Here is a 24,955-nt window from a genome sequence, read left to right as displayed (position 1 = left end):
GGTGTAGATATTCCCAACTGTCATGCCGCGCCCCGCGCTTTATCATCGCGCCTCCGCGTCGTATCACGTTTGCGGAAAGTGCCATCGGTTTGCCTGTGCGCCGTCCAGCCCAAAAGGTTGGGCGCTGGCGGGTGCGGCAGACCAGGATGGAATGTGCAATCCAACACATCCTTGCAAGGGTCGGCTGTCACGGCTGGCAAAACATTATGACTCAACGCGACGGTTTTACTTCGACATTTGGCGTGCTGGTCGCGACGCTGGGCTCGGCGGTGGGGCTGGGTAATATCTGGAAGTTTCCATATTTAACCGGCACCAATGGCGGTGCCGGCTTCTTGCTGGTGTATTTGCTGGCGACCTTATTGCTGGGTTTGCCGGTGATGATTGCCGAAACCATGCTCGGTCGCGCCACGCGGGCGAATGCGGTGACGGCGTTTGAACGCTTGCGGCCGAGGCAACCGTTCTGGCAAATCATTGGTTATATGGGTTTGTTGGCGGCGGTATTGATCCTCGGCTTTTATACCGAAGTGGCAGGCTGGGTATTTGCGTATATCGCCAAAGCATTAACCGGCACGTTAATTCATGGCGATGCGGCGGCGGCACAAGCGCAATTTGGCCAGACCATTAGCGCGCCCGCCTCGGCTTTATTCTGGCAATGGCTGGTATTGGCTTTGGCGGGCGGCATTATCATGCTGGGCGTATCCAAAGGCATTGAGGCCGTCACCAAAAAGCTGATGCCGGTGCTATTTGTTTTGCTGTTGTTATTGTGCGTGCGCAGTCTGACTTTGCCGGGGGCGGCGGAAGGATTGCGCTTTTTGTTTGCGCCCGATTTCTCGCGCATTACGCCTGCCGTGGTGTTAACCGCCGTCGGCCTGGCGTTTTTTAAATTGTCGGTGGGCATGGGCACCATGCTCACTTACGGCAGTTATTTCCGCGACAATCAGAACATTCCCGCCACTGCGGGTCGCGTGATGTTGGCGGATTTAAGCATTTCGTTATTGGCCGGCATGGCGATTTTCCCCGCCGTATTTACCTTTCATTTTCAGCCTACCGATGGCCCCGGCCTGGTGTTTCTGACCATTCCCTCGGTCTTTGCCAGTTTGCCTGGCGGCAGCATCTTTACCGTATTGTTTTTTGTGCTGACGGCCATTGCATCCATGGGCGCAATTCTGTCGATTCTGGAGGTTCCGGTGGCCATGATTACCGAGCGCCTGCAATGGAGCCGCCGCAAAGCCACCTTATGCACGGTGTTATTGATTGCAGCATTGGGCGCGCCGGCCGCCTTGTCGCAAGGCGTGCTGGAACACACCACCTTGTTTGGCTTGTCGGCATTCGGGCTGTATGACTTTGTGAGCTCAAACGTCTTGTTGCCGGTCGGTGGTTTGTTGATTTGTCTATTTGTGGGCTGGGTAATCGGGCCGCGCTGGGTGCAGGCGCAATTAAGCAATCAAGATACGCTTGATAACCAATGGCTGGTCAAGGCGATTTTCTTTGTCGTGCGCTATGTTTCGCCGGTTTTGATTGTGATTGTGCTATTGCGCGGCATGAAAGTGATTTGATCCAGCCCGATTATATCGATCACTTTTCTTCGGGTAATTCCGGCAAAGTCAGTTTGGGCGTCGGCGCATCGACGCCCTTTTCTACCAGATAAACAAATGCCAGCAATTCGGCGACGGCACGATACAACTGCGCCGGAATGCGCTGGTCCAAATCCACCTGCATCAACATCGAAACCAGCTCGGGCGATTCGTGCACAAATACGCCCGCTTCCTTGGCTTTTTCGATAATCGTTTCAGCCAGAATGCCGCGGCCTTTCGCCACCACACGCGGCGCGCCACTGGCCTCGTTATAAGCGAGCGCCACTGCGTTCTGTAATGCACCGTGTCGATTAGGGGGTTTGCGTTGCATCGGGTCCTGCGGCGTCGCTCAGCGCGTCGTCAAAACGGGTATTGCCCAGCAGCAGACCGGCATCGTAGAACTGCTGGAATAGCTGCGGCTGCGCTTGTTTCAGCGTGGCCGCGGTCTCTTTATTGGCGGCATGAAACTGCAGGCTGAACTGGCCCTGCGATAGCGACGCGTTAATCGACACCTTGCCCAGGTTGGGCAGGTCCAGCGTCAACGTGGTGTTCCAGCGTTGCGCTTCGGTTTCGCGCGTGCCGCCGCCTTCGCGTTCGTTTTCGGCCTGCAACTGCCATTGCATCGGTTGGCCCGGCCACGCCTGGCCTTGCCAGATGATGGGGCGCTGGTCGATGACGTCTAGTTGTTGCTGCACCAGATTACGCAACATCGATTGCGGGTCGATGGCGTGCGTGGTGGTCGCCGTAGGTGTCGCGCTGGTTTGCGTCAGGCTGTTCGTGGCGTCGCTGGCCAGTTTCAGCGTTTGCGTGGCGACATCGGCCTTGGCGTTGTTGGCCGTGCTGGCGGCTTCGGCCGATTTGCTCAGCGTGGCCTGCGGTTCTTGTTGCAGTGATTGCAGGCTGCGCTGGCCGGTGGCCCACTCGGCTTGATGCGATTCGTAAAACAATCCGCTTTGGCCTAGCGCCTGGCCCAGCTTCTCGGCCAGCTTGCTGGTATCCGGCATGCCGGTAAACAGCGGTTCTGCATGCACCAGGCCATCGGCCTTACCCGCTTTGGTTTGATCGCCACTGGTAAGCAGATCATTCAGATAACGGCTGGCACCGCTTAATTGCGCATCGCCATTGGCGCGCGGATTGGAAGCCGTGGTGGTAGTTTGCGTAGGCTGGCCAGTGCTCTGGTTGTTGAGCGCAAAGGTCAGCCGCGGATCTTTGGCCACCACCGTCATATTCAGTTGGTCGCCAGTCTGGGTTTCGGCGGGCAGATTCAGATCAAGCAACTGATTGCTGACCAGCACGGCATAGCGCCCATTGCCCAGTTGCGCCGCCACCGTGCCCTGCACTTGCTGGCCCAGGCCAAACAGCGCTTCTTCGATCGGGGCATTGGCGACTTCGTTAACGCTGTTACTCGTGCCCGAGTACAGGTTGATCAGCGCGCCCAGCCCGCTTTGCGAGACCATGCCGCCCTCGCCTTACCGATGACCTTCGGTGCGGTACAGCGCCACGATCAGATCGGCCTCCCCGCGTGAGATGCCGCATTCCTGCGCCACCGCCGCCGCATCGGCGCCTTGACGGGCCATGCGGATGGCGTGTGCATACGGCGTCTCGGCGTTGGATTCGCTGGCGCCAGAAGGCACTTTTTCGGGATGAGGTAACAGATAGCTTTGCTGGGCTTGCGCGGCGGCCAGGCGCACCTTCAGCAGCTCCAGTTCCTGGCGCAAACCGGTGATATCCGCCTGCGCGGTTTCCAGCTGGTTGATCAGCTGGCGCGATACGGATTTGGGGGCGTTGGCGCGGCGCAAAAACAGCAGCAACTCGGCCACATAAAACAGGATGAGCACGAGTCCCAGGTAGAGCAACTGCGGCCAGGTAATGAGGATGCCGTTCACTAGCGCCTCTCAACGCACGGGGTGGATGCGGTGCGGCGTGAACGCGGCCCGGATCTGGTTAGCTATCAGGGGCCGTAAGCACGACGCATCTTTGCGCTATTTTGCAAATTTCTCAGCGTGCCGACAAGCTCCGTGCGCCGGGCTTCGGCGTGCGGCAGCAAACTGTCGATCTGCGTCTGGGTTTTACGTAACGTTTCGGCCAGCACATCGCGCTCGCCGGCTGGCAGGCTTTGCCAGTTGATGTCACGCAATTCGGCGCTCAGCGCCACATACTGTTCGGCTTCCATCAAGAAAGCCTCCCAGTTTTCTTTGGCCGCCCACTGCATCATGGCCAGGCACGTGGACGACAACTGTTGGTATACCGCAACGCCCGGGTCAGGCACGGCCATAGCTCAGCGTGCCGCGGTCGTTATTGGGATTGGCGGCAGCGGGGGGCGGCGCTTCGGCCACCGGTTGCGCGCCCGCGCGCGAACCCGCTTCAATCTGATCCCAGCTTTCTTTCAGCTCGCCCAGCAACTTGCCCACGTGGTCCAGCACATCCAGCTTGTTGTGCAGGTTGGCCAGCAGCAATTGCTCGGTCATGTAGCGATACAGCTGATCCAGGTTTTCGGCCAGATCGCCGCCCTTGGATTTGTCCAGCGACTGTCGCAGGCCCTGATCAATGATGGAGATGGCGTGGCTGATGGCCTTGCCCTTGTCGGGGATATGGCCAGCTTCCATATGGTACCTGGCCAGCCCAACCGCCTTGATGGCGCCTTCGTACAGCATCACCACCAGTTTAAGCGGGCTGGCCGTTTCGACCGCCACATCCAGACTGTTGTCGCCGTACTGCTTTAACGCCTTTTTAACGGCATAGCTCATGCCGCACCTCCATGTTCAACTGCGTAAAAGTCCAGCACGCTTTAAGACGACGACACACCTGGCAAGTTGGCCAGCTGTTGCGTCAGATAAGAACTGGTGGACTTGAGCTGACCAATCAACGTATCCATGGCCGTAAATTGCGTTACATAGTTAGCCTGAATCGAGGTCAGCCGCGTTTGCATTTGTGCTTCTTGCGTCTGCATGCCGGTAATCGATTTGTTCAGCGCCGCGGTGACGGTGGTGAATACACCGGTGGTCGACGACATCGAGGTAATCGCCGCATTCAGCCGATAGGCAAAACCCTGGCTGAACGACACCGTCCCCATATCACCGACCGAACCGCCGCTCAGCGTAACGATCATGCCTGCTGCCGCGCCCGTACCGGTCAACACGTTACCGACCGCCTTGGCCGGTTGGCCGCCGATGGTGGCCACTGCGTCGCTACCGGTACTTACTGCGGTATAGCCCAAGCCGATCGAGGCGGAGTTGGGCGAGGTACCGTTCACCTGAATATTCGAAGTCGAACCAAACGAGTTCGAGGTAAATTTCATCGCGCCGGTGGTGGTGTCGTACGCCACCGAGGCCGATACGCCCGCGGCTTTCAGCTGGCTATCGTTATTGATGGCGGTCTGCATGGCGGCGGCCAGATCAGCGGCCGAGTTATACACCGCGCCTTCAGTCAGTTTGATTTCGCCCGATTGCACGCCATCAAGGCCCACGCTGAAGCTGGCGTTGTTGCTGTCGATGGTGACCGGAAAGCCCGTGGAGCTATCCAGCGCCGGGCCTGATACCGAGCCCTGGGTGGCGGCTTTGCTCACAAAAATCGGATAGGTGCCGGGTTGCGTCTGGCTGCTGGAGGCCTTGAACGTCACGGCGCCCGGCTTGCTGGTGCTGCCCGCCGTGGCAAACAAGCCGGCCAGTGCGGTCGGGTTCGCGGTGATGGCCGCTTTCAGTTTGGTGGTATCGAGGTTCAGCACGCCGGCCTTGCTGGCATCCTGCGTGACCGTACCGGTGGACGACACGCTGCCGGTACCAAAGCTCAAGCCCACGTCGTACAGCGACTGGATCGAGTTGGTGGTGCCCAACGACTGGTTGAACACGGCGCGCAGCGAGGTCTTGATGCTGTTGAGCGACGTCTGGCCGTTAAGAATGCCCGATGCACCGGTGGTGGCATCGTAGCCGGTCAGCGTATTGAGCTGGTCCATGGTCGAGTTATACGCATCGACCATCGCCTGTACTTTCTTGACCAGGTCGTCGGTGTTGACGCCCACGGTGAGTGTGGTCGGCGTGGTGCCGGTGGTGCCAGTCAGGTTCAGCGTTACACCCGGAATGACATCGCTGACGGTATTGCTGGCCTTGGTAATGGCCACGCCATCCACCGAGAACGAGGCATCGCTGGCCGCTTGGGTCTGGCTGACGGTATTGGTGGTCGAAGCCGGATCGTAAGTCAGCTTGGACAAACCGGTGCCGGTGGTGTCGGACGAGGTGATCTTCAGGCTGTTGGACGCGCCGGTGTTGTTGGAGCTCATCACAAGACGGAAGCCAGTGCCATCGTTGATGACGCTGGCGGTTACGCCTTTGTTGGCGGAGTTGATCGCATCGCGCACGCCAAAGATGTTGTTGTTGCTGCTATCGATATTGACGGTAAACGAACTGGCGCTGGTATTGGCGGTAAAGCCCTTGGTGCTGTCGTACGAACCAAACGCAATGGTCAGCGAGCCGGTGCCGACCGGGTCAGTGGTATTGGTATAACGCGCCGAAGCCAGCACCTGGTTGGATGCCAGTGACGACACCGACAACGAGTGGCTGGACACCTGGGCAGTGCTGTCCGCGGTGGCCGTGCCGACCGAGGTATTGCCCAGCGTGGCGGTGGTGGTTTGCAGCTTGGTGGGATCAGACAGCGCTTTGACGGCAGTCTGGAAATCCGACATCGAGCTTTGCAGCGTGCCCAGCGCGCTGACTTGCGCCTGGTAGCTGGCTTCCTTTTTCTGCAGCACGGTCAGCGGTTGTTGTTCCACCGCCATCAGCTGCGAAATGATGCCCGAGACATCGATGCCCGAGCCGATACCCATCGACGTAATCGCGCCCAGATTGGAACTGGACGACAAACCCGAACTGGTGGTCGTCGACGGCGTGGGGGTGGGCGTGGGGCTGGAACTGCTAACACTCGATGTCATACGGCACTCCTTGGCAGCGACTCATCATACCGTGAAGCCACTGTAGCTTGCATTAAGCGTAACGCGAAGTCGCCATTCTCAATAAGAACAGCGGTGCGCGGTGATACCTGTTTATCGACCGGTCAGGCCGAATCTTTAATCAACAAACCCTGAAATTTATCGATCGCGGTGGCGATCTGGACCGCTTCTTCGGATGGAATCTGGCGGATCACTTCTTTCGATTGGGTATCGATGACTTTGACCAGGCGCATTTTGGTGGCGTCATCCACCGTAAATTCCAGCGTACTGGTCTTGGAATACTGTTTGAGCGCTTCGTTCAGTTTGTCGACCGCATCTTGCGTGGAGGTCGCGCTGGCGGTGGCTTTGGCGGTGGGATCGAGCGGTTGTGCGCTGCCGCTACCAGTGCTGCTGGCGCTGCCTAAAATCGGCGGCGCGGGCGTGGTGGTCGCGGTGGCACCCGAGGCAGTGGGTGTGGGCACAAGGGCAACGGCGGCACTAGCGGACGGGATCTGCATGATCGTGTCTCCTGTTACGCGGAAAGCCCCGAGGCAGAACCAGCTGCATCGGGGCGGTATTGCGGCCCCGGGTTGCCCCGGGGCGTTGCTTCAGTCAGCGCTGGCGCTTACTTCAGCAGGCTCAGTACGCTTTGCGGCAGCGAGTTGGCTTGCGACAGCATCGCGGTGCCCGCTTGTTGCAGAATCTGCGACTTGGTCAAGCTCGCGGTTTCCGACGCAAAGTCCGTATCCTGAATCCGGCTACGTGCGGCCGAGAGGTTCTCGGACGTCGTGGACAGGTTCGAGATGGTGGACGTAAAGCGGCTTTGCAGAGCACCCAGCTGAGCGCGTTGCGAGTCGATGTACGACAGTGCATCGTCCGCGATACGCAGTGCTTGAGTGGCGCCGTCTACCGTCGACACATCCAGGCTTTGCACGGTCTTCAGTTCTGCAGTGTTCACAGCACCCGAAGTGAACGAAGCGTTGATGGTGCCGTCGCTGTTCTTGGTGGTGAATACGCCAGAAGCAAAGCCTGCGCCGCTGGTGGTTACCGAGTACGAGTTAGCCGAGTTCAACACCACCTGGCCACCGAAGGTAAAGCTGCCCGAACCTGCTGCGCTGGTCAGTGCAGTACCGGTGGTGTACTGGTTGTTGCCGGTGGAGTTGGTGGTATCCAGGTTGTACTGGGTCACCGAACCGCCGAAGCCGCTCGATACGCCGCTAGCCGAAGTCATCTGGATGTTGGTGCCAGAATCGTTGGTCAGTTTGATACCGTAGGTGACGGCGCCGGTGTTGTCCGTGAAGGACGACAGCTGAGCCACAACACCCGTTTGCGATTGTTGTGCGTTGAACGCGTTCACAGCCTGGTTGTAATCGGAAGCGGTCGGAGCTTGACCCGAAACCGAAGACGTTACGCTGAAGGCCACGCCGACGTAGGTGTTGTTGTTCGAAGCCAGGGCCAGGCTGTACGAGCCCGAACCGAACGACAGATCAACTTCAGTACGTGCAGTTGCTTTAACGCCAGTGTTAGCCGCGTTGATCTTGGCAGCCACGTCGGAAGCCATGTCGGTGCCCGACACGGAAATCGACTTGCCGTTGATCGACATCGTGCCGCTGGAAGTCACGACCGCGTTGCTGACCGCAACGGTACCGGTCGCGCCCACAGCGCCTTCGGTGGAGCCGGACACTTCAGAAGTGATGGCCAGTTCGCCGGTACCCAGGCCGCCGCCCATTTGATAAGTACCGTACTGGTTGGTACGGAAGTTAGCGGTGGTTGCGGTGATGGTCTGGTTGGCGTTGGCGCCCACCTGGTACACAGCGGCAGTAAAGCTGCCGTCAAACAGGTTCTGGCCGTTGAACTGGGTGGTCGTGGCCGTGCGGTCCATTTCGGAAACCAGCTGGTTCACTTCCGCGTTCAGGGCTTGACGGTCAGACGTGGAGTTGGTGGCGTTACCCGACTGCACGGCCAACTGACGAATACGTTGAACCATATCGCCCATATCGCCCAGCGCGCCTTCAGCGGTCTGCGACAGCGAAACGCCGTCGTTGGCATTACGGGTGGCCTGATCCATACCGTTGATTTGCGACGTGAAGCGGGCCGAGATGGCCAGGCCAGCCGCGTCATCCTTGGCGCTGTTGATGCGCAGGCCAGAAGACAAACGTTGCAGCGACGTGCTCAACGACGATTGGGAATTGGACAGGTTACGCTGTGCGTCCAGTGACGCGACGTTTGTATTGATGACCATTGACATGGTGTATTGCTCCTCTTAGAGGCATATCTGCTTGAGTTTCAGACGCAACACAGCGCCCTTGAAACACTTATCGACAGGCCTTGAACGTTCTTTAGTTAAAAATGCGAAAAAATTTGATTCGCCGGTGATTAACGATTGCACGGCAGAAAAACGCCGATGAACGTTCCCCTTGCCTGTAAGCCATGTATCGGTAACAGCCCAAAAAACTTGAGAAGCTTTCATGCAAAAGCGCATGAACCCAGGTGCAGTCCTGGGCTAATCCACCTTTTTGATCATCAAGACCCTACGGTTGGTCTTTGAAACATCTCATAGGGTGGGTCATGACCCACCATTCAAAGCCGACAAACGTTACGCAGTGGCTGCGCTCCACGGCTTTGGGTGGTGGGTCATGACCCACCCTATTCTGTGGCTGCGTTTGCATAGGGTGGGTCACGACCCACCATTCAAAGCCGACGAGCATTACGCCGATGGCTGCGCTCCATGGCTTTGGGCGGTGGGTCATGACGGGGACGCCGAGTCCCACCCTATGCGACTGCGGCTTAGTCCGGGCTCCACGCCTTCAGCCATTTGCCCAGATTTTCGCCCTGCAGCATCCAGCGGCTCAGCACCGCTTCGCGCAGCGCGTCGCCGGCTGCCCAAGTGGCATCCAGATCGGCCAGATGCATGCGGATGGCGTCGGCCCAGTCCTTGTGCCGGTTGCGCACTCGGGTGACTGGCAGGTCGCCCTGGTACGGCACGATATCGGTACAAATGGTGGCAAAACCGCAAGCGCCGTATTCCAGCAAACGCAGATTACTCTTACATTCATTGAAAACATTGTGCTCCAGCGGCGCCAGCGCCAGATCCAGTTTCAGGCTGGCCAGTTTGGCCGGATAACGGTCGATCGGCACCCCTTCGTGGTACTCGGCGATATAGGGCCGCAGCTTGTCCGGGCACATGCCAAAAAACACCCAATCCACGGTGCCGGCAAACTCGCGCACCACATCAACAATCAGCTCCAGATCACCGGTGTGGCTGATGCCGCCCGCCCAACCCACGCGCGGCCGTGCGCCCCGGCTGCGCTGCGGCGGCAGATTGCCCCACCACGCCGGCGGCAGATAGTTATGCACCACATGAAAATTGTTGTGCAGATCGGAATACGCCTCAGCCAGCCGCTCGGTGCTGACCACAAAGCGATCGGTCAACTGCACCGCCCGGCGCAAAGACCGCAGAATGTCTTTCGGCATATGGTGCCGATGCAGGCTCTTGATCGGCAGATTGGGCAGATAGTCATCCAGCTCATAAATGCGATACGCACGCTGGAACTGCGCCGAGCGCGCCATAAAGCCGATCTGTTCTTCAGTAATCTGGCGCTGGAACACCAGCACATCCGGATCAATCCGGCGCAAATCCAGCGGATTGAGCAACTCCATCGATACCACGCCGCTGATCATGCCCGCGGCTTCCAGTGCATTCCACGGCTGCATGATGCGGTAGTTGCCGCAGCCCATCACATCAGCCGGATGCGACATGATGCGCAGCGGCGGCGTCCAGCTGATGGGGCGGAACGTCACCGGCCGACGTTGGTCCAGCTCGAAGCCATTGCCGTGCAGCAACAGATTGCGGTTGTAGTACGGGTCCAGCGCCAACTGTGGCAACCAGCGCTGCAACATCTCGTCCTGCTCACCGCGGAAGCGGTCCGCCTTGGCCTGCGCCGCCGCCGGATCCAGCTGGCGTTGGCTAACGCTGCCTTCATGCATCACGCTCACATGCGGCGTAAACACAATCAGATAGCCCGCCGCGCGTACCTTCAAGCACAGATCAACATCGTTGTATGAGACCTTGAACGCCGTCTCATCCATGCCGCCGACGGCGTGATACAGCGAAGTGCGGATTAGTGCACACGCGGCCGTCACCGCCGAATAGTTCTGCGTGACTTGCAGCCGGTTCATATAACCGCGTTCGTCACGGTTCATACCGATAAACGGATGGTCCGCCGGGCCGCGCAAGCCCAGCACCACGCCCGCGTGCTGCACGCGACCGTCCGGGTACAACAAACGCGGACCGACCATGCCCACGTCCGGGCGCAAGGCGATGCGCACCAGTTCTTCTAGCCAGTTGTCCTGGATGGCGGCCGTGTCATTGTTTAACAGCAGCAGGTATTCGCCCTTGGCCTCGCGCGCGGCCATATTGTTCATGGCCGAGAAATTAAACGGCTGCGGATAACGCAACACGCGGATTTGCGGATTGTTCAGCGCAATCAGCCCATCCAGAAACGCCACCGCATCGGGCTCGCTGGTGTTGTTATCGATCACCAGAATTTCAAACAGCGGATAAACGTTGTGTTCGATCAGGCTGGTAACGCAACGCGAAATCATCGAAAACTGGTCTTTGGTCGGAATCAGGATACTGACCAGCGGCGCGGTCGGATGCTCGTAGCGCACGTTAAGCGTGCCACCGATCAAACCGGGCTCCAGTGTGGCGGCCTGGCCGATGCGCGCCAGGTGGTCGCGGATGACGCGCGCAAACGCGGCGGCGCGGTTCGGCTCGTCCAGCCCACGCCATGGCCATTGCGCCAGATGCACGCCTAGCTCGGGGATATGTGCGATCGCGTTCACGCCGTGCTGTTCATACACGCGGCAGATCAGGTCATTCTGTTCTGCGCCCGCCTCTAACGGCCCCAGGGCCAACGCCTGTTGCAGGGCGCCCAGCCGCGCGACCACCACGCCATCGGCATAAGGCATGGCGCGCAGCAGATCGGGGCTGAAGTCAGGCTTCAGTCGCGGCATATCAGGCGCGCCGTTTTCATGCAGCCAGTCGTCGTCCCAATACAGCAATTGCCATTCGGGCTGCACCGCCGCCTGCACCAGACCCAGCAACACGCCTTCACGCGTCAGGCGGTCCCCCGCTTCGATAAAGCCGACCCATGCCGCGCTGGCGTTCTGGGCATCGGCGAGCAAATCCGCATACGCACCGCTGCCTTGCAGCCAGCCTATGCCGCTCTGGCTGGTCGGATCGGGGTTGGGCAACGGCGACACAATCACCGCTTGCACTGGCTTGTGATATTGCTCGGCCAACGAGGTGAGCGAGGTCGCCACCGCTGCCATATTGCCGATGCGATCGACGATATACAGCCGCAGCGGTTGCGGCGGCAGCTGGTTGCGGCGCGCGTCGATCAGATGCGCTTCGTTCAGCGTAAAGGCGCGCTGCAGCAGCCATTGTTCGTACGGCGCAGTCACGGCCACGGGCGTGTGCACATTGGCAGGCAAAGCGGGCAGCGGCAGCGCGGCGGTTTTCAGACCCGCCAGATCGGCCACCAACGGCAACACGCGTTCCATGATGTGCGCCAGCGTACCGTCCACCTGGCCTTGTTCGTCGTCGAAGTCCTCTTGCGTCACCCGCAATTCGCGCAACGCGGCAAACAGCAAACCACGCGCCCAGAACATGTTTCCCGCGACGAACAGGTATTCCAGATCGTCCGGGTCACGCCCCAGTTTGGCCGCCCATTCGCGCGTGCCCGGCAGGTTTTCCCCGCGCGAGCCGGCCACGCGCGCAGCGCTGCACATCGAACCGGTGGTGCCCACCAGACCCACTTCCGGGTGCGCATCAAAGAAGGCCAGCACGCTGCCGATCCCATCGGCCGGCACCAGCCCGCCATACAATTCAGCGCGCCACGCATCGCCATGCCCTTCGGCCTGGTGCAGTGACTTTTTGGTGTGCAGCTTCAAGACCAGGTCGTAATCCTGCAGCGGCTCGTAATCCAGCAGTTTGAACAGTGGGCCGACGTCCCTGCCCCGGTTTTCCACCAGATAAATGCGCGCTTGCGGATATTCGGCATCCACGCGGCCCAGCACGTCCTGACGCTGTTCCGCCGTGGTGGTAATGATCAGATCAAACGGCACTTTGATGCGTTTGAGCGTGGTGACCAGCTCAGGCCATACATCGGGGTAGTACAAATGGCAGACCACGGCGATGCGATGGCGCACCACCGCAGGCGGCGTGGCTGGCAACTCTTCGGCTGGCAGTTCGGGCAGCGCGGCGTCGGCCTCGCGCGGGCCGACCGCTGCGGCGGCGACCACGGGGTGGCGTTTTCGATGGCTTCGGTCACGGCCGCAGGCAGCAACGGCTGATCCAGCGCGCGCACCACGGGCGCATTCGGGTCCAGCCGGCGCGCCCACTGCCGCAAGGGTTCGGCGCGTTCGGCCTGACCATGACGCACCAGCAAGGTATACAAGGCACACAAGGCACGGATATGAAACGGGTTTTGCGTGATGACTTTTTCTAACGCAATGCGTGCGCTCTCGGCATCGCCACTCAATTCCGCCACCGAGGCGCGCGAGATTTCCAGCTCCTGCTCATCCAGCTTCGGTTTCAGTTCCTGCAATTGCAGCTTGCCTGCGGGCATGGCACGCAACAGCAAATCAATCTGGCCCAGATAGCGGAAGAATGGCGCGTTATAAAACGGCATTTCCACATATTGTTTGGGCGTAAAACTCCAGTCCGGCGCACCGCGCATATCCGGCCATTCCGAATAGAAAATTTCCTGCACGGTTAACGATTTATTAGTGCCCAGACATTGCACCAGCGTGCGCGCCGCCTGTTGCACCACTTGCAATGCGTCTTTATGGCTGCGGTCCGGCTCCAGTTGCACGTATAAATCGGCCAGCCAGTTAAAGAATGCGGCTTTGTCTTCCGGCGCAAAGGCCGGATCGTGCAAGGCCGTCAGCAAATCGGTTTGATGATCCGATGCCGGGTAATTCAATTCGCGAATTACATACGGCAGCGGCAGCAAGCGCGCCTTGCCCGCCATCAGCAAATGGAAAGCGTGGCCAAATTCGTTGAATTCCCAGCGGATATCATCGGGAATGGCGTGATACCACTCCAGCGCCACCGGCGTGCGGATCACCGCATAAAACGGCGGGATAAAGTTATCCATAAACGACAGAATGCGCGACACACTCAAATCAGCCGAGTGCTCTTCCATCACCTTGCGATCACGCAAGAAGTAATGCACGCGTTCGCCATCGGCCAGGTACATCAGGCAGTAGCCATGGCAAATGGCGTAATCGTCGTTCTGCTGCAAAAAAGCCGCGCTTTCGTGCAGGCCTTCGTGGGTTAAAAAGTCGTCATCGGTCACAAAGGCCAGATACGGCGTTTGCACCAGATCCACGCCTTTGCGGATCTTCTGCATGATCGCGCCGTAGGCAAATTCCGGGCAATGCTGATAGCTGACGTTGGCATTGGCGTATTGCGCGGCCGCTTCGGCATTGCTTTCGGGCGACGAATCCATCACCAACAGCAAGTACGGCATATTGGCGTAATGGCGAATCGCGCGCGCCATAAAGCGCGGGCGATTGTGCGTCAGCATCACCAGGGTTAACAGGGGGCCGGTATCGATCATTTAGAATCCTGAGGGGTATTTCAGAGGGCGCGTTTCAGATAGCCATCGGGCGCCACCGTCAGCAGCAGTTTGTCCTGAATGCTGCGGTCGATACTGAATTCGGGGTGTTGCGGCAAAAAGGCGTGCACGGCGGTTTTGGGGTTGTCGCCAATATCCCAGGGCCGATCGGGATAAGACCCGACAGGCATATCTTCCACAATGGTATCGAAGACCACGCAATAGCTGCCCGGCGTAACCAGATCGGCATAAGCGTTTAATTCATCCAGCACATGCGCATGCGTGTGATTGGAATCCAGACACACCAATACGGTTTTGTAGCCCTGCGCCAATTGGCGCACTTTGGCCACGGTCTCGGCGGCAATCGATGAGCCTTGCACCATGGTGATTTTGTGCGCCAGCGGATGCGCCTCAACGGCCGCGCGGTTATGCGCGCGGATATCGATGTCGATGCCGATCACGTGGCGCTTGCTGGCCTTGGGATCGAGCACCGTGCCTTGTTCCACCGCTTCGCAATAATCGATCAGCGCCAGGACCGATGCACTCAGGATTAACGAGCCGCCATGGGCAATGCCGGTTTCGATAATCAGATCGGGTTTGATCTGCCAGATCAGTTCCTGCATGGCCACCATATCTTGCGGCAACTGGATAATGGGCCGACCCAGCGCGCTAAAGTTATAGGTGTATTTATACGACTGGGTGCGCACCACAAAATCGACGCCCAATTGGTGCATTGCCGGGTCTTGACCCTGTGCGGCGATATCGCGTTGGCGTTCTGCTGCAAACTGGGCGTGCAAATCTTCTGCCATTGTGGCGGTCTCCGTGCCTGATGCGTTGCGGGGCGTTGTTTAACAATCGCCCACGCTGCTGTTGTTCAATGCTGCAATATCGCGGGTTTTAAGTACGCGCGCCGGGTTGCCCACCATTACTGCGCCCGCTGGCACATCTCTATTGATCAAAGCGCCCGCGCCAATAATGGCCCAATCCCCAATTTTAAGGCGCGGCATGATGGTTGCCCCCGCCCCGATAAATACGCCTTTACCAATCTGCACCAGGCCACACACATTAACGCCCGGCGCAATAAAGCTGGATACACCCACGGTGGTTTCGTGGCCGATCAGCGCGCCCATATGCATGCAGACGTTATCGGCCAGTTGCACGCCCGCTTGCACAATCACGCCTTCGCGCAAATAAATGCCGCGACCTAATTGCACCATGTCCAGATCAATCTGCGGATGGATCAGATTGGCCAGTTCAAAGCCGGCATCGCGCAGCGTTTGCGTGGTGCGATGCCGGGTGTGGCAATCGCCCGAAATCAGATTCACAAAATCGTATTCTTGCGGACTAAAGCGCGGCAAAACCTCAAAGCCGCCAAAAATCGGCAGCCCATAAAAATCGGTGCCTGCTTTGGCCGGGTCATTATCAATATAACCGGCAAATTGCGCGCCCGTGGCTTCGCGCACGCGTTTAAGCATGCGTGGCGATTCCGGATTATTGGCGCCCAATAGCAGGATTTGCTTCATCGCTTTAATCCGGCAAAACGCTCAGCAAACACGCCACCACGCGCGCAATTTGCGGCTCGGTCAGATCGTGATAACTGGGCAGATTAATGGCGCGATGGGGCAAGTCATAGGCCAGTGTATTCGTGGCCACCGGGCTGAATGACGGCGTGCTGGATAGCGGGCTAAAAAAGACGCGCGCATCGATGTCTTCGGTTTTAAACGCTTGTTGCAAACGTTCGCGCGTAATGCCGGTGGCGCTGGCAAACACCACCGTCGGCATCCAGTAGCCGTTTTGCGTGTTGGCCGCCTCGGGGTTGATCGCCAGTACGCCTTTGTCCACATACGGCTGCAGCCGTTGCTGGTAATGCTGGAATACCTCGCGCTTGCGCCGCACCAGCTCGTCGATGCGGCTGAGCTGGGCGCAACCCAAGGCCGCCTGCAGGTTGGACATCTTGTATTTAAAGCCGACTTCGGACGGCCAGAATTGTTTGGTCTCGCCGCGCTTGCGACCGTGGTTGCTGAGCGTCAGCACGCGCTCGTACAGGTCGGCGTCGGACGTGACAAACATGCCGCCCTCGCCCGTGGTCATGGTTTTGGTGCCATGAAACGAGAACACGCCAAAGCGCGCGCTCGCTCCGGCGCGGCGACCGTGATAGACCGAACCGATGGCTTCGGCTGCGTCTTCGATCAGCGCCAGGCCATGCTGTTCGGCCAGGGCCGCCAGTTCATCCAGCGCGCACAGATTGCCGTACAGATGTGTCGCCACAATCGCTTTGGTGCGCGGGGTAATGGCGGCGCGCACGGCTTGCGGGTCGATACACCAGCTATCAATCAGCACATCGACAAACACGGGCGTCGCACCCACGTGGACGATGGGCGCGACCGTGGCGATCCAGTTTGTGTCCGCCAGAATCACCTCGTCGCCCGCGCCTATATCCAGCGCGGCCAGACCCATATGCATGGCGCCGGTGCAACTGGAGGTGGCAATGGCATGCGGCACGCCCATCCACGCGGCAAACTCGCGCTCAAAACGGTTGAGATAGTCATAGCAATGCTCGCCCCAGCCATTGGCGGCGGCATCGGTGGCGTATTGCACTTCCAGCGCGGTAATCGACGGCTTGGTATACAGAATGCGATCCTGGCTCATAGCACGCGCACCTCCGGAATCGCCACCACAAAGCGCCCGCCCCATTCGCGGATGACGGCCAGTTGCTGCATCACCTCGGCCTGCAGATTCCACGGCAGGATGATGACGGTATCGGGCTTGGTCGCCAGCAGCGCTTCGGGCGACACAATCGGAATATGACTACCTGGCAAAAACTTGCCTTGCTTGGACGCGGCGGCATCGGCCACCAGCGGCAGCCATTCTTTATTTACGCCTGCGTAATTAAGCAGCGTATTGCCCTTGGCGGCTGCACCATAAGCGGCGACGGTGCGGCCTTCGCGCTGGCAATCCAGCAGAAACTGCACAAAATCGGTTCGCACGCGTTTTACATGCGCCTGAAAATCCGCGTAGGCCGCGGCGGTATTCAGGCCCGCCTCTCCTTCTTCGGCGCGCATGGCGATCAGCGCTTCGGTCTCGGCAAACGCGGCATGGGCGTGGCAGGCGTAAATGCGCAGACTGCCACCGTGCGTGGGCAAGGCTTCAACGTCATAAGCGCGCAAACCGGCCGCACCCAGGACGTGTTCCACCGCCAGCAAAGACAAATACGAAAAATGCTCGTGGTAAATCGTGTCGAATTGCGAATGGCGTAACAGATTAAATAAATGCGGAAATTCAATGGTCCACGTGCCGTGCTCGGCCAGCAATATCTTGAAGCCCTGCACAAAGTCGTTGATATCGGGCACGTGCGCCAACACGTTGTTGGACACCATCAGATCGGCTGCGCCGTATTGCTCGCGCAAGCGGCGCGCGGTTTCGCTGCCAAAAAACACTTCTTCGATATTCAGGCCCAGTTTGCGCGCGGCGGCAGCGGTGCTGGCGGTAGGCTCCACGCCCAGACAGGGAATCCCGCGCGCCTGCACATAGCGCAGCAGATAGCCATCATTGGCGGCCACTTCCACCACATGTGACTGCGTGGTCAGGCCAAGGCGCTCCACCATTTTGGCCACATAGGCATCGGCATGCGCCAGCCAGCTGCTGCTGGTCGATGAAAAATACGCGTAATCGGAGCTGAACAATAAATCGTGGCGCGCAAAGTCTTCGGTCTGCACCAGCCAGCAGTGCTGGCACACCTTTACACGCAATGGATAGTGGATTTCGGGCTCGGACAACTGCGCCTGAGTCAGGTAGGCGTTGGAGGGCGGCGAGAAGCCCAGATCAACCAGATCCAGCTCAAGTTCGTGAGCGCAATGGCGGCATTTCATAATGTGATTCCGTCAAAATCCGGCGATAGCAAAGGGTTGGCCTGGTCGCGGGCCGACAATTCGGTAATGGGCAACGGCCAGGCGATGGCCGCGCGTGGGTCGTTGTAGCGCACCGCGCCTTCCAGCTCGGGCGTATAAAAAGCAGTGTGCAGATACAGCATTTGCACGGCATCGGATTGCGTCTGAAAACCGTGTGCGCATCCGGGTGGAATCAGCAATGCGCGGTCATGCTGACCATCCAGCCATTCGGCATGCCATTGCATAAAGGTAGGCGATCCATGGCGCAGGTCGAGAAACACATCCCATACCTGGCCGCTGAGGCAACGCACTATTTTGAGTTCGGCTTGCGGCGCATGCTGAAAATGCAGGCCACGCACCGTGCCCTGGCGCGCGCTGAAGGAATGGTTGATCTGCACGATATGCTGGCCACCCAGCCAGTCGCCCAGTTCGTCTTCGCCATACCAGCGGCCGAAACTGCCACGCGTATCGCCACGGCGCTCGGTGGTCAGCAGCGCTGCCCCGGCAATCGGCAACGGCGTGATCAGCATGGCTTACTGCGCCCACTCGATGCCCGCCGCGCGCGCATCGTCGAGATAGGTTTGCAATTGCAGCGCCGACAAGACCTGGCCTTGCTGCCAGGCCTGATACCACTGCGCGGTATGCGCCAGCGTTTGCGCCAACGTCCACACCGGTTTCCAGCCCAGGCCCTGGCGCAGGCGCGACGAATCGAGGCGCAAGGCGTTGGTTTCATGCGCTTGCGCGCCGATCTTGCGCCATTGCACTTCGGGCCAGTGGCTCTGCATCTGCGTCAGCACATCCTGCACCGACGCGATATCGTCATCCGATGGGCCAACGTTCCAGGCCGAGGCCACTGCGCTGTTTTCTTGCAAGAGATGCTGGCCGATGAGCAGATAGGCGCTCAGCGATTCCAGCACGTGTTGCCATGGACGGATGGCCAGCGGATTGCGGATTTCAACCGCAGCGCCTTCGGCCGCGGCGCGAGCAATATCCGGGATCAGCCGATATGGGGCCCAATCGCCGCCGCCAATGACATTACCGGCACGCGCGGTAGCGATATACAGCGGCTGCATCTCGGCGCGCACGGCAAAGCTGGCGCGATAGGATGCGGCGACCAGTTCGGCGGCGGCCTTGGAGGCGCTGTAGGGATCATGCCCACCCAGCGCGTCTATTTCGCGATAGCCCCACGGCCATTCGCGGTTCTCATAACATTTGTCGGTGGTGATGACGACCACGGCGCGTACCGAGGGCAAATGGCGCGCAATTTCCAGCACGTTGGCCGCGCCCTGCACATTGATTTGCCAGGTGGATAACGGGTCTTGGTACGAGGTCAGCACCAACGGTTGCGCGGCCAGATGGAAAATGATCTCTGGCGCGGCGGTGGCCATGGCGTGGCGCAACGCTTCTACATCGCGGATATCCGCCAGCGTTTGCGTATGGCCCAGGCCCAGCACATGGCTGTGCGCGTGTTCGGGCTCGGCGGGCAAGCTGTAGCCGTGGACATCGGCGCCGGCCTGTTGCAGCCACAACGCCAGCCAGGAACCCTTAAAGCCCGTATCGCCAGTCACAAACACCGACCGGCCGCGATAAATGTCATTAAACAACGCGGTTATTCCCAGGTTTTCCAGGGCGCTTGCTTCTCGGCCCAGAGCTGATTGAGCTGCAATTTATCGCGCAGCGTATCCATGCATTTCCAGAAGCCGGTATGCCGATACGCCATCAAATGGCCGCTGGTGGCCAGCGTCTCCAGCGGCGCGGCTTCAAACACGGTGCTGTCGCCTTCAATAAAATCAAAGACACCCGGGCGGCATACCATAAAGCCGGCGTTGATCCAGCCCAGGTCGCCCGCCGGTTTTTCGCGGAATTCGCGGATCATGCCGGCGTCGTCCGAACCGACAATGCCAAAGCGCGCTTCGGGCTGCACGGTGCTCATCGTGACCAGCGCTTGCGGATTGGCTTTGTGTTGCGCCAGCAATGCATCCAGATCGATATCGGAAACGCCATCGCCATAAGTCAGCATAAAGTCGTCATCGCCCAGATAATCACGGGCGCGCAATATGCGGCCGCCGGTCATGGTATCGCGCCCGGTTTCCAGCAAAGTCACTTTCCACGGTTCGGATTGATTGCGGTGCACTGTAATCTGGTTATCGGTCAGGTCGATGGTGACATCGCCTTGATATAAAAAGTAATTGGCAAAAAATTCCTTGATCTGATTGCCTTTATAGCCAAGCAGAATCACGAATTCATGAAAGCCATAATTGGAATAGCTTTTCATGATGTGCCAAAGAATCGGCCGCCCGCCAATTTCCACCATCGGCTTTGGGCGCAAATCGGTTTCTTCGCCTAATCGCGTACCCAGACCACCCGCCAGAATCACGACTTTCATATTGTTTGTCCTTTTTGCAGCGGCAATCAGGTACGCGCCAACTGGCTCAAAATGCGGGTGATTTGTCGCAGCGCGCCCTGGAATGCATCGCCGGCCAGATCAAAGGTGACGTTATGGTTGCTGTCGCCCTTGCCCGCCGCCCAGTTGCTGACCACGGCCAGCGTGGCGTAATGCAGGCCCAGTTCGCGCGCCAAGGCGGCTTCGGGCATGCCGGTCATGCCCACCATATCGCCGCCATCGCGCTCAATACGGCGGATTTCGGCGGTGGTTTCCAGGCGCGGGCCTTGCGTGCAGGCGTAGGTGCCGCCGTCAATCAAGGCAATATTTTCAGCTTGCGCCGCGGCCAGTAATTGCTGGCGCAAGGCACGGTCATACGGCTCGGTAAAATCGATATGCGTTACCGGACGGTGGCCGCTTTCAAAATAGGTTTGATGCCGGCCGTGGCTGTAATCAATGATCTGATCAGGAATCACCAGGGCGCCCGGCTGCAGATCGGCGCGGATGCCGCCCACCGAGGCAATGGCAATCACGGCATCGGGTTTTTGCTGCGCCAATGCCCAGATATTGGCGCGATAGTTGATCTGATGCGGTGGCAGGGTGTGGCCATAGCCATGACGCGCGATAAAAACCACGTCGTGGCCGGCAATCACGCCAAAAGTCAGCGCGCCCGAGGGCTCGCCATAAGGAGTACGAATTACTTCGCGGCGCGTGTTCTGCAAATCGGCCAATTGGCCAGCGCCGGTTCCGCCGATGATGGCGAGCATGGACTTCTCCTGCAGAGCCAGGCGGCAATCGCCCGGAATGTATTATCTTTATCGGCTCATACGCCGCCATCTTAAAAAAGAAAATGAGGCGACACCAGAGATGTCGCCTCATTTATTGTAATCAATGCCGCAAATTTTGCGGCTTAACGCAATTTACGCTGCCAGCGAATCAATCTGGCCACGCATACGCAGATATTCCGCAAATTCCGCACCCACTTCCGGATGTTTCAAACCCAGTTCGTAAGTGGCTTTCAAAAAGCCGAATTTGCTGCCGCAATCGTAACGCGTGCCTTTAAGACGATGCGCCAGAATATGCTGTTCTTGCATCAGCGCAAAAATGCCATCGGTAAGCTGGATTTCGCCGCCTTTGCCCGGTTGCACGTGTTGCAGATGATGGAAAATACGCGGCGTTAAAATATAACGACCCACCACGGCCAGATTGGACGGGGCTTCTTCGGGCTTCGGCTTTTCAATGATGTTGTTGATTTTCAGGCGGTTAGGCGCGCTGGTGTTGACTTCAACAATCCCGTACGAGCCGGTATCTTCGTGCGGCACTTGCTCCACACCCAGCACCGAGCAATGCGTGTCGTCAAACAAATCCACCATCAATTTCAATTCGGACGTCGCGCCATCAATCAAGTCATCGGCCAGGATAACGGCAAATGGCTCGTCGCCCACGGCGGGCTTGGCGCACAGCACGGCGTGCCCCAGACCCAATGCTTCGGGCTGGCGGATGTACACGCAGGTCACGCCCTTGGGCAGCACATTGCGCACGATATCCAGCAGCTTTTGTTTGTTCTTGGCGGCCAGTTCGCTTTCCAGCTCATAGGCCTTGTCGAAGTGATCTTCGATCGAGCGCTTGTTGCGGCCCGTGATAAAGATCATTTCGGTGACACCGGCATCCAGCGCTTCTTCAACGGCGTACTGGATCAGCGGCTTGTCGACAATCGACATCATTTCTTTCGGGCTTGCCTTGGTGGCGGGCAGAAAGCGGGTACCCATACCAGCGACAGGAAAGACTGCCTTGCGAATTTTTTGCATTCCAAACCCCTTAACGTATTGACCTGAATCCAGCAAGCCCATGCGCATCGCCGCGCCCGTCACCTGATCGGTCTGGCGTTGCAACAGCTCGTCCGGCCACTGCGAAACCGCAGAACGACCGACCCCGAGGGCGTCGGCGAGACGAGACTGGCTTCCAAACAATCGGATGGCATCGGTTTTGCGCATTGCGGCATGTTCAATGAGTTAAACAACGACGTCAAGCAGGTTTTCGATCGCCTGCGTGAGTTCAATAAAATGAACGTCGCTGCGTGAATGCACCGATAATTACACAAGGCATAAGTATTTGACAACAGCCAGACAGAAAAAATATTTATGTAGTAATACTGCCAACGGCTACAAGTAAAGCAGCTTCATCCCAAATGATAATGCCGAGCTCTTCCGCTTTCGTCAGTTTCGACCCTGCCTCGGCGCCCGCTACCACCACATCGGTCTTTTTGGACACACTGCCCGAGACCTTGCCTCCGGCGTTTTCGATCAAGGCTTTGGCCTGGTCGCGCCCCAACGTCGGCAATGTGCCAGTCAGTACCAAAGTCTTGCCACTCAAGGGTCCGACGGCGATGGCGCTGGTTTCCGGCAAGGCCGCCAGCAAGGCAAGGCGCAATTCGGCCAAGGCTTGCAGTTGCTGTTTATGGCCTGGTTCGTTCAGCCATTGCTGCAGCGACGCGCGCACATCAGCCGGCAACACAGTCAGATCGTCGACATTCGCGGTCGCCAAAGCCGCCAGATCGGGCACGCTGCTGGCCAACTGTTTGCTGCGCACCGGTGTGAGCTTGGGCACACCCAACGCGGCGTAGAGTTCGGCGGGTTCGAGCTTGTCACGCAACTCCGGATGCGGTGCATGCTGGCCCGCCGGGGTAACGCCGGCGTCGAGCAGCGCTTGCAATGCTTGCTGATTGCGTTCTTCAGCAAAGAAATCGGCGATGGCGTCGGCCACCGTGCCGCCAATATCGGGCAGCACGCGCAGCAACGGTGCAGGCGCGTGCCGCACAAATTCCAGCGTACCCAACCAGTCGGCCAGTGTTTTGCCGGTAGATTCGCCCACGTGGCGAATCCCCAATGCAAACAGCATGCGCCCCAGTGCGGGTTGCTTGCTGGCCTGGATGGCCTCAAGCAGGTTTTCAGCCCATTTGGTCGGGCTTTCTTTGCCCGATTGCGTGGCGGCGGGCACGCTCTGGTCGCGCTCATCGGCGCGGCGTTTCATTTCGACAAAGTCCGCCAGCGTCAGCCGATACAGATCGGCTACGCCGTGCACATATTCCAGATCGACCAGGTTATCGATATAACGCTCGCCCAAGCCATCAATGTCCATGGCGCGGCGACCGGCGAAATGCGCAATCGCTTGCTTGCGTTGTGCCGGGCAAGCCAAGCCGCCCGAACATCGCGCGACGGCCTCGCCTTCTTCACGCACTACGTGCGAGCCGCAGACCGGGCATTGCGTAGGCAAGCGGTACGCCGCTTGCAACGGCTCCTTCGCCGGGTTGAACAGATCGCCGCCGGGCACATCGCGCATCGGGCGCTTTTCCAGCACCACGCCCACCACTTCCGGGATGACATCGCCCGCGCGCCGCACGATGACGGTATCGCCGATGCGCACGTCCTTGCGCCGCACTTCGTCTTCGTTATGCAGAGTGGCGTTAGTGACGGTCACGCCGCCGACGAACACCGGCTGCAAGCGCGCCACCGGCGTAATCGCGCCGGTGCGGCCAACTTGCACATCAATGGCGTCGACAATGGTCAACGCTTCTTGCGCCGGAAATTTATGCGCAATGGCCCAGCGCGGCGCGCGCGAGACAAAGCCCAGTTCTTCTTGCTGCGCGAACGCGTTGACCTTGTACACCACGCCATCGATTTCATACGGCAAGCTGGGCCGCACCGCGCCGATATGCCGGTAGTACTCGACCAGCCCTGCGCCGCCTTTAACCACGGCGCGCTCTTCACAGATTGGCAAACCCAACTGGCTGAGCCATTCCATCACGCCCGCTTGCGTGTTCGGCGGCGTTGCGCCTTCGCAGGTGGCAATGCCATAGGCAAAGAAATTAAGCCGGCGCGAGGCGGTGATACGCGAATCCAGCAAGCGCGTGGCACCGGCTGCGGCGTTGCGCGGGTTGGCGAAGGTTTTGTCACCTTTCGCGACTTGTTCTTCATTCAGCCGAATAAAGTCTTTTTTGAACATCAGCACTTCGCCACGCACTTCCAACAGCGTGGGCAGATTGGTGCCGCGCAATTTAAGCGGAATGGCCTGGATGGTGCGTACATTGGGGGTGACGTCCTCGCCGGTCGCGCCATCGCCGCGCGTCGCGCCTTGCACCAGCACACCGTTCTCGTAAGTCAGGCTCATGGCCATGCCATCGAACTTCGGGCCGACATCATAAGAAACCTCAGCCACGCCCAGCGCTTCACGCACGCGTTTGTCGAAGGCCAGTGCGTCTTCTTCTTCAAACGCGTTATTGAGCGACAGCATAGGCACGCGATGCGTCACCGGCTTGAGCGATGGCAGCGGCGCGCCACCCACGCGCTGGGTGGGTGAATCAGGCGTAATCAGCTCGGGATGCGCCAGTTCCAGCGCCTGCAGCTCACGAAAAATCCGGTCGTACTCGGCATCGGGCACCGTCGGATCATCCAGCACGTAATACTGATACCCATATTTATGCAGTGTTTCGCGCAGCTGCGCGGCCGTGTTTTGTAAGTCGAGATCGCTCATTACATACAGTCCAGTAACAAGGAAAAATGAAAAAC

General features: G+C 58.9%; 22 protein-coding genes. 2 read left to right on the top strand and 20 right to left on the bottom strand.

From position 1 onward, the window contains the following. The first annotated feature begins 206 nt into the window (after window positions 1-206). Window positions 207-1,556, top strand: a complete 1,350-nt coding sequence (locus WG78_RS12615; RefSeq protein WP_053938180.1) for a sodium-dependent transporter — start codon at window positions 207-209, stop codon at window positions 1,554-1,556. A 19-nt stretch (window positions 1,557-1,575) separates the two neighbouring features. Here the strand turns inward: WG78_RS12615 and WG78_RS12610 are convergent, their stop codons facing one another. From WG78_RS12610 to galU, 19 genes are all read right to left on the bottom strand, one after another. Then, window positions 1,576-1,905, bottom strand: coding sequence for an EscU/YscU/HrcU family type III secretion system export apparatus switch protein (locus tag WG78_RS12610; RefSeq protein WP_053938179.1), 330 nt, complete (start codon window positions 1,903-1,905; stop codon window positions 1,576-1,578). Continuing rightward, window positions 1,886-3,031, bottom strand: a complete 1,146-nt coding sequence (gene fliK / locus WG78_RS12605; RefSeq protein WP_053938178.1) for a flagellar hook-length control protein FliK — start codon at window positions 3,029-3,031, stop codon at window positions 1,886-1,888. The genes WG78_RS12610 and fliK overlap by 20 nt, the downstream gene beginning before the upstream one ends. Window positions 3,032-3,043: 12 nt before the next feature. Next, window positions 3,044-3,460 (bottom strand): DUF2802 domain-containing protein, encoded by a 417-nt coding sequence (locus WG78_RS12600; RefSeq protein ID WP_053938177.1) that lies wholly within the window; start codon window positions 3,458-3,460, stop codon window positions 3,044-3,046. 65 nt (window positions 3,461-3,525) lie between these two features. Continuing rightward, window positions 3,526-3,849 (bottom strand): flagellar protein FliT, encoded by a 324-nt coding sequence (locus WG78_RS12595; protein ID WP_053938176.1) that lies wholly within the window; start codon window positions 3,847-3,849, stop codon window positions 3,526-3,528. After that, on the bottom strand, window positions 3,836-4,321 hold the full coding sequence (gene fliS, locus WG78_RS12590) for a flagellar export chaperone FliS (protein WP_053938175.1): 486 nt from the start codon (window positions 4,319-4,321) through the stop codon (window positions 3,836-3,838). The genes WG78_RS12595 and fliS overlap by 14 nt, the downstream gene beginning before the upstream one ends. Window positions 4,322-4,362: 41 nt before the next feature. Further along, window positions 4,363-6,498, bottom strand: coding sequence for a flagellar filament capping protein FliD (fliD, locus tag WG78_RS12585; protein WP_083459018.1), 2,136 nt, complete (start codon window positions 6,496-6,498; stop codon window positions 4,363-4,365). Between the two features lie 122 nt (window positions 6,499-6,620). Then, window positions 6,621-7,013 (bottom strand): flagellar protein FlaG, encoded by a 393-nt coding sequence (locus WG78_RS12580; RefSeq protein ID WP_053938173.1) that lies wholly within the window; start codon window positions 7,011-7,013, stop codon window positions 6,621-6,623. Between the two features lie 107 nt (window positions 7,014-7,120). Continuing rightward, window positions 7,121-8,743, bottom strand: coding sequence for a flagellin N-terminal helical domain-containing protein (locus WG78_RS23315; protein WP_053938172.1), 1,623 nt, complete (start codon window positions 8,741-8,743; stop codon window positions 7,121-7,123). A 539-nt stretch (window positions 8,744-9,282) separates the two neighbouring features. Further along, on the bottom strand, window positions 9,283-12,690 hold the full coding sequence (locus WG78_RS12570; protein ID WP_236692034.1) for a rhamnan synthesis F family protein: 3,408 nt from the start codon (window positions 12,688-12,690) through the stop codon (window positions 9,283-9,285). After that, window positions 12,609-14,123 (bottom strand): TIGR00180 family glycosyltransferase, encoded by a 1,515-nt coding sequence (locus WG78_RS23105; RefSeq protein ID WP_083459014.1) that lies wholly within the window; start codon window positions 14,121-14,123, stop codon window positions 12,609-12,611. Before WG78_RS23105 ends, WG78_RS12570 begins: the two co-directional genes overlap by 82 nt. Before the next feature lie 20 nt (window positions 14,124-14,143). After that, window positions 14,144-14,929 (bottom strand): cephalosporin hydroxylase family protein, encoded by a 786-nt coding sequence (locus tag WG78_RS12565; RefSeq protein ID WP_053938170.1) that lies wholly within the window; start codon window positions 14,927-14,929, stop codon window positions 14,144-14,146. A 39-nt stretch (window positions 14,930-14,968) separates the two neighbouring features. Next, window positions 14,969-15,643: an acetyltransferase gene (locus WG78_RS12560; RefSeq protein ID WP_053938169.1), complete on the bottom strand. Its 675-nt coding sequence runs from the start codon at window positions 15,641-15,643 to the stop codon at window positions 14,969-14,971. A gap of 4 nt (window positions 15,644-15,647) precedes the next feature. Continuing rightward, on the bottom strand, window positions 15,648-16,769 hold the full coding sequence (locus WG78_RS12555; RefSeq protein WP_053938168.1) for a DegT/DnrJ/EryC1/StrS family aminotransferase: 1,122 nt from the start codon (window positions 16,767-16,769) through the stop codon (window positions 15,648-15,650). Further along, complete coding sequence (locus tag WG78_RS12550) at window positions 16,766-17,989, bottom strand: class I SAM-dependent methyltransferase (RefSeq protein WP_053938167.1); 1,224 nt, start codon at window positions 17,987-17,989, stop codon at window positions 16,766-16,768. Before WG78_RS12550 ends, WG78_RS12555 begins: the two co-directional genes overlap by 4 nt. Next, the gene (locus WG78_RS12545; RefSeq protein ID WP_053938166.1) at window positions 17,986-18,537 is read right to left on the bottom strand and encodes a dTDP-4-dehydrorhamnose 3,5-epimerase family protein; all 552 of its coding nucleotides are present in this window, start codon (window positions 18,535-18,537) and stop codon (window positions 17,986-17,988) included. Before WG78_RS12545 ends, WG78_RS12550 begins: the two co-directional genes overlap by 4 nt. A 3-nt stretch (window positions 18,538-18,540) precedes the next feature. After that, the gene (gene rfbG, locus WG78_RS12540; protein ID WP_201782427.1) at window positions 18,541-19,611 is read right to left on the bottom strand and encodes a CDP-glucose 4,6-dehydratase; all 1,071 of its coding nucleotides are present in this window, start codon (window positions 19,609-19,611) and stop codon (window positions 18,541-18,543) included. A gap of 5 nt (window positions 19,612-19,616) precedes the next feature. Next, window positions 19,617-20,393, bottom strand: a complete 777-nt coding sequence (gene rfbF / locus WG78_RS12535; RefSeq protein WP_053938164.1) for a glucose-1-phosphate cytidylyltransferase — start codon at window positions 20,391-20,393, stop codon at window positions 19,617-19,619. A 26-nt stretch (window positions 20,394-20,419) separates the two neighbouring features. Beyond that, complete coding sequence (locus tag WG78_RS12530; protein ID WP_053938163.1) at window positions 20,420-21,157, bottom strand: S-methyl-5'-thioinosine phosphorylase; 738 nt, start codon at window positions 21,155-21,157, stop codon at window positions 20,420-20,422. Window positions 21,158-21,310: 153 nt separating this feature from the next. Then, a complete protein-coding gene (gene galU, locus WG78_RS12525) occupies window positions 21,311-22,360 on the bottom strand; it encodes a UTP--glucose-1-phosphate uridylyltransferase GalU (protein ID WP_236692033.1) in 1,050 nt (349 codons plus the stop codon). Here galU and WG78_RS23100 point away from each other — a divergent pair. Next, window positions 22,277-22,471, top strand: coding sequence for a hypothetical protein (locus tag WG78_RS23100; protein ID WP_236692036.1), 195 nt, complete (start codon window positions 22,277-22,279; stop codon window positions 22,469-22,471). The genes galU and WG78_RS23100 overlap by 84 nt on opposite strands. 58 nt (window positions 22,472-22,529) lie before the next feature. Here the strand turns inward: WG78_RS23100 and ligA are convergent, their stop codons facing one another. Next, window positions 22,530-24,920, bottom strand: coding sequence for an NAD-dependent DNA ligase LigA (gene ligA / locus WG78_RS12520; protein ID WP_053938162.1), 2,391 nt, complete (start codon window positions 24,918-24,920; stop codon window positions 22,530-22,532). Between the last annotated feature and the right edge of the window lie 35 nt (window positions 24,921-24,955).

The sequence above is a fragment of the Amantichitinum ursilacus genome (genome assembly GCF_001294205.1).
Taxonomy (GTDB): domain Bacteria; phylum Pseudomonadota; class Gammaproteobacteria; order Burkholderiales; family Chitinibacteraceae; genus Amantichitinum; species Amantichitinum ursilacus.
Note: the sequence above shows the minus strand (reverse complement) of the source record. Positions and strands in the feature narration are given on the sequence as shown.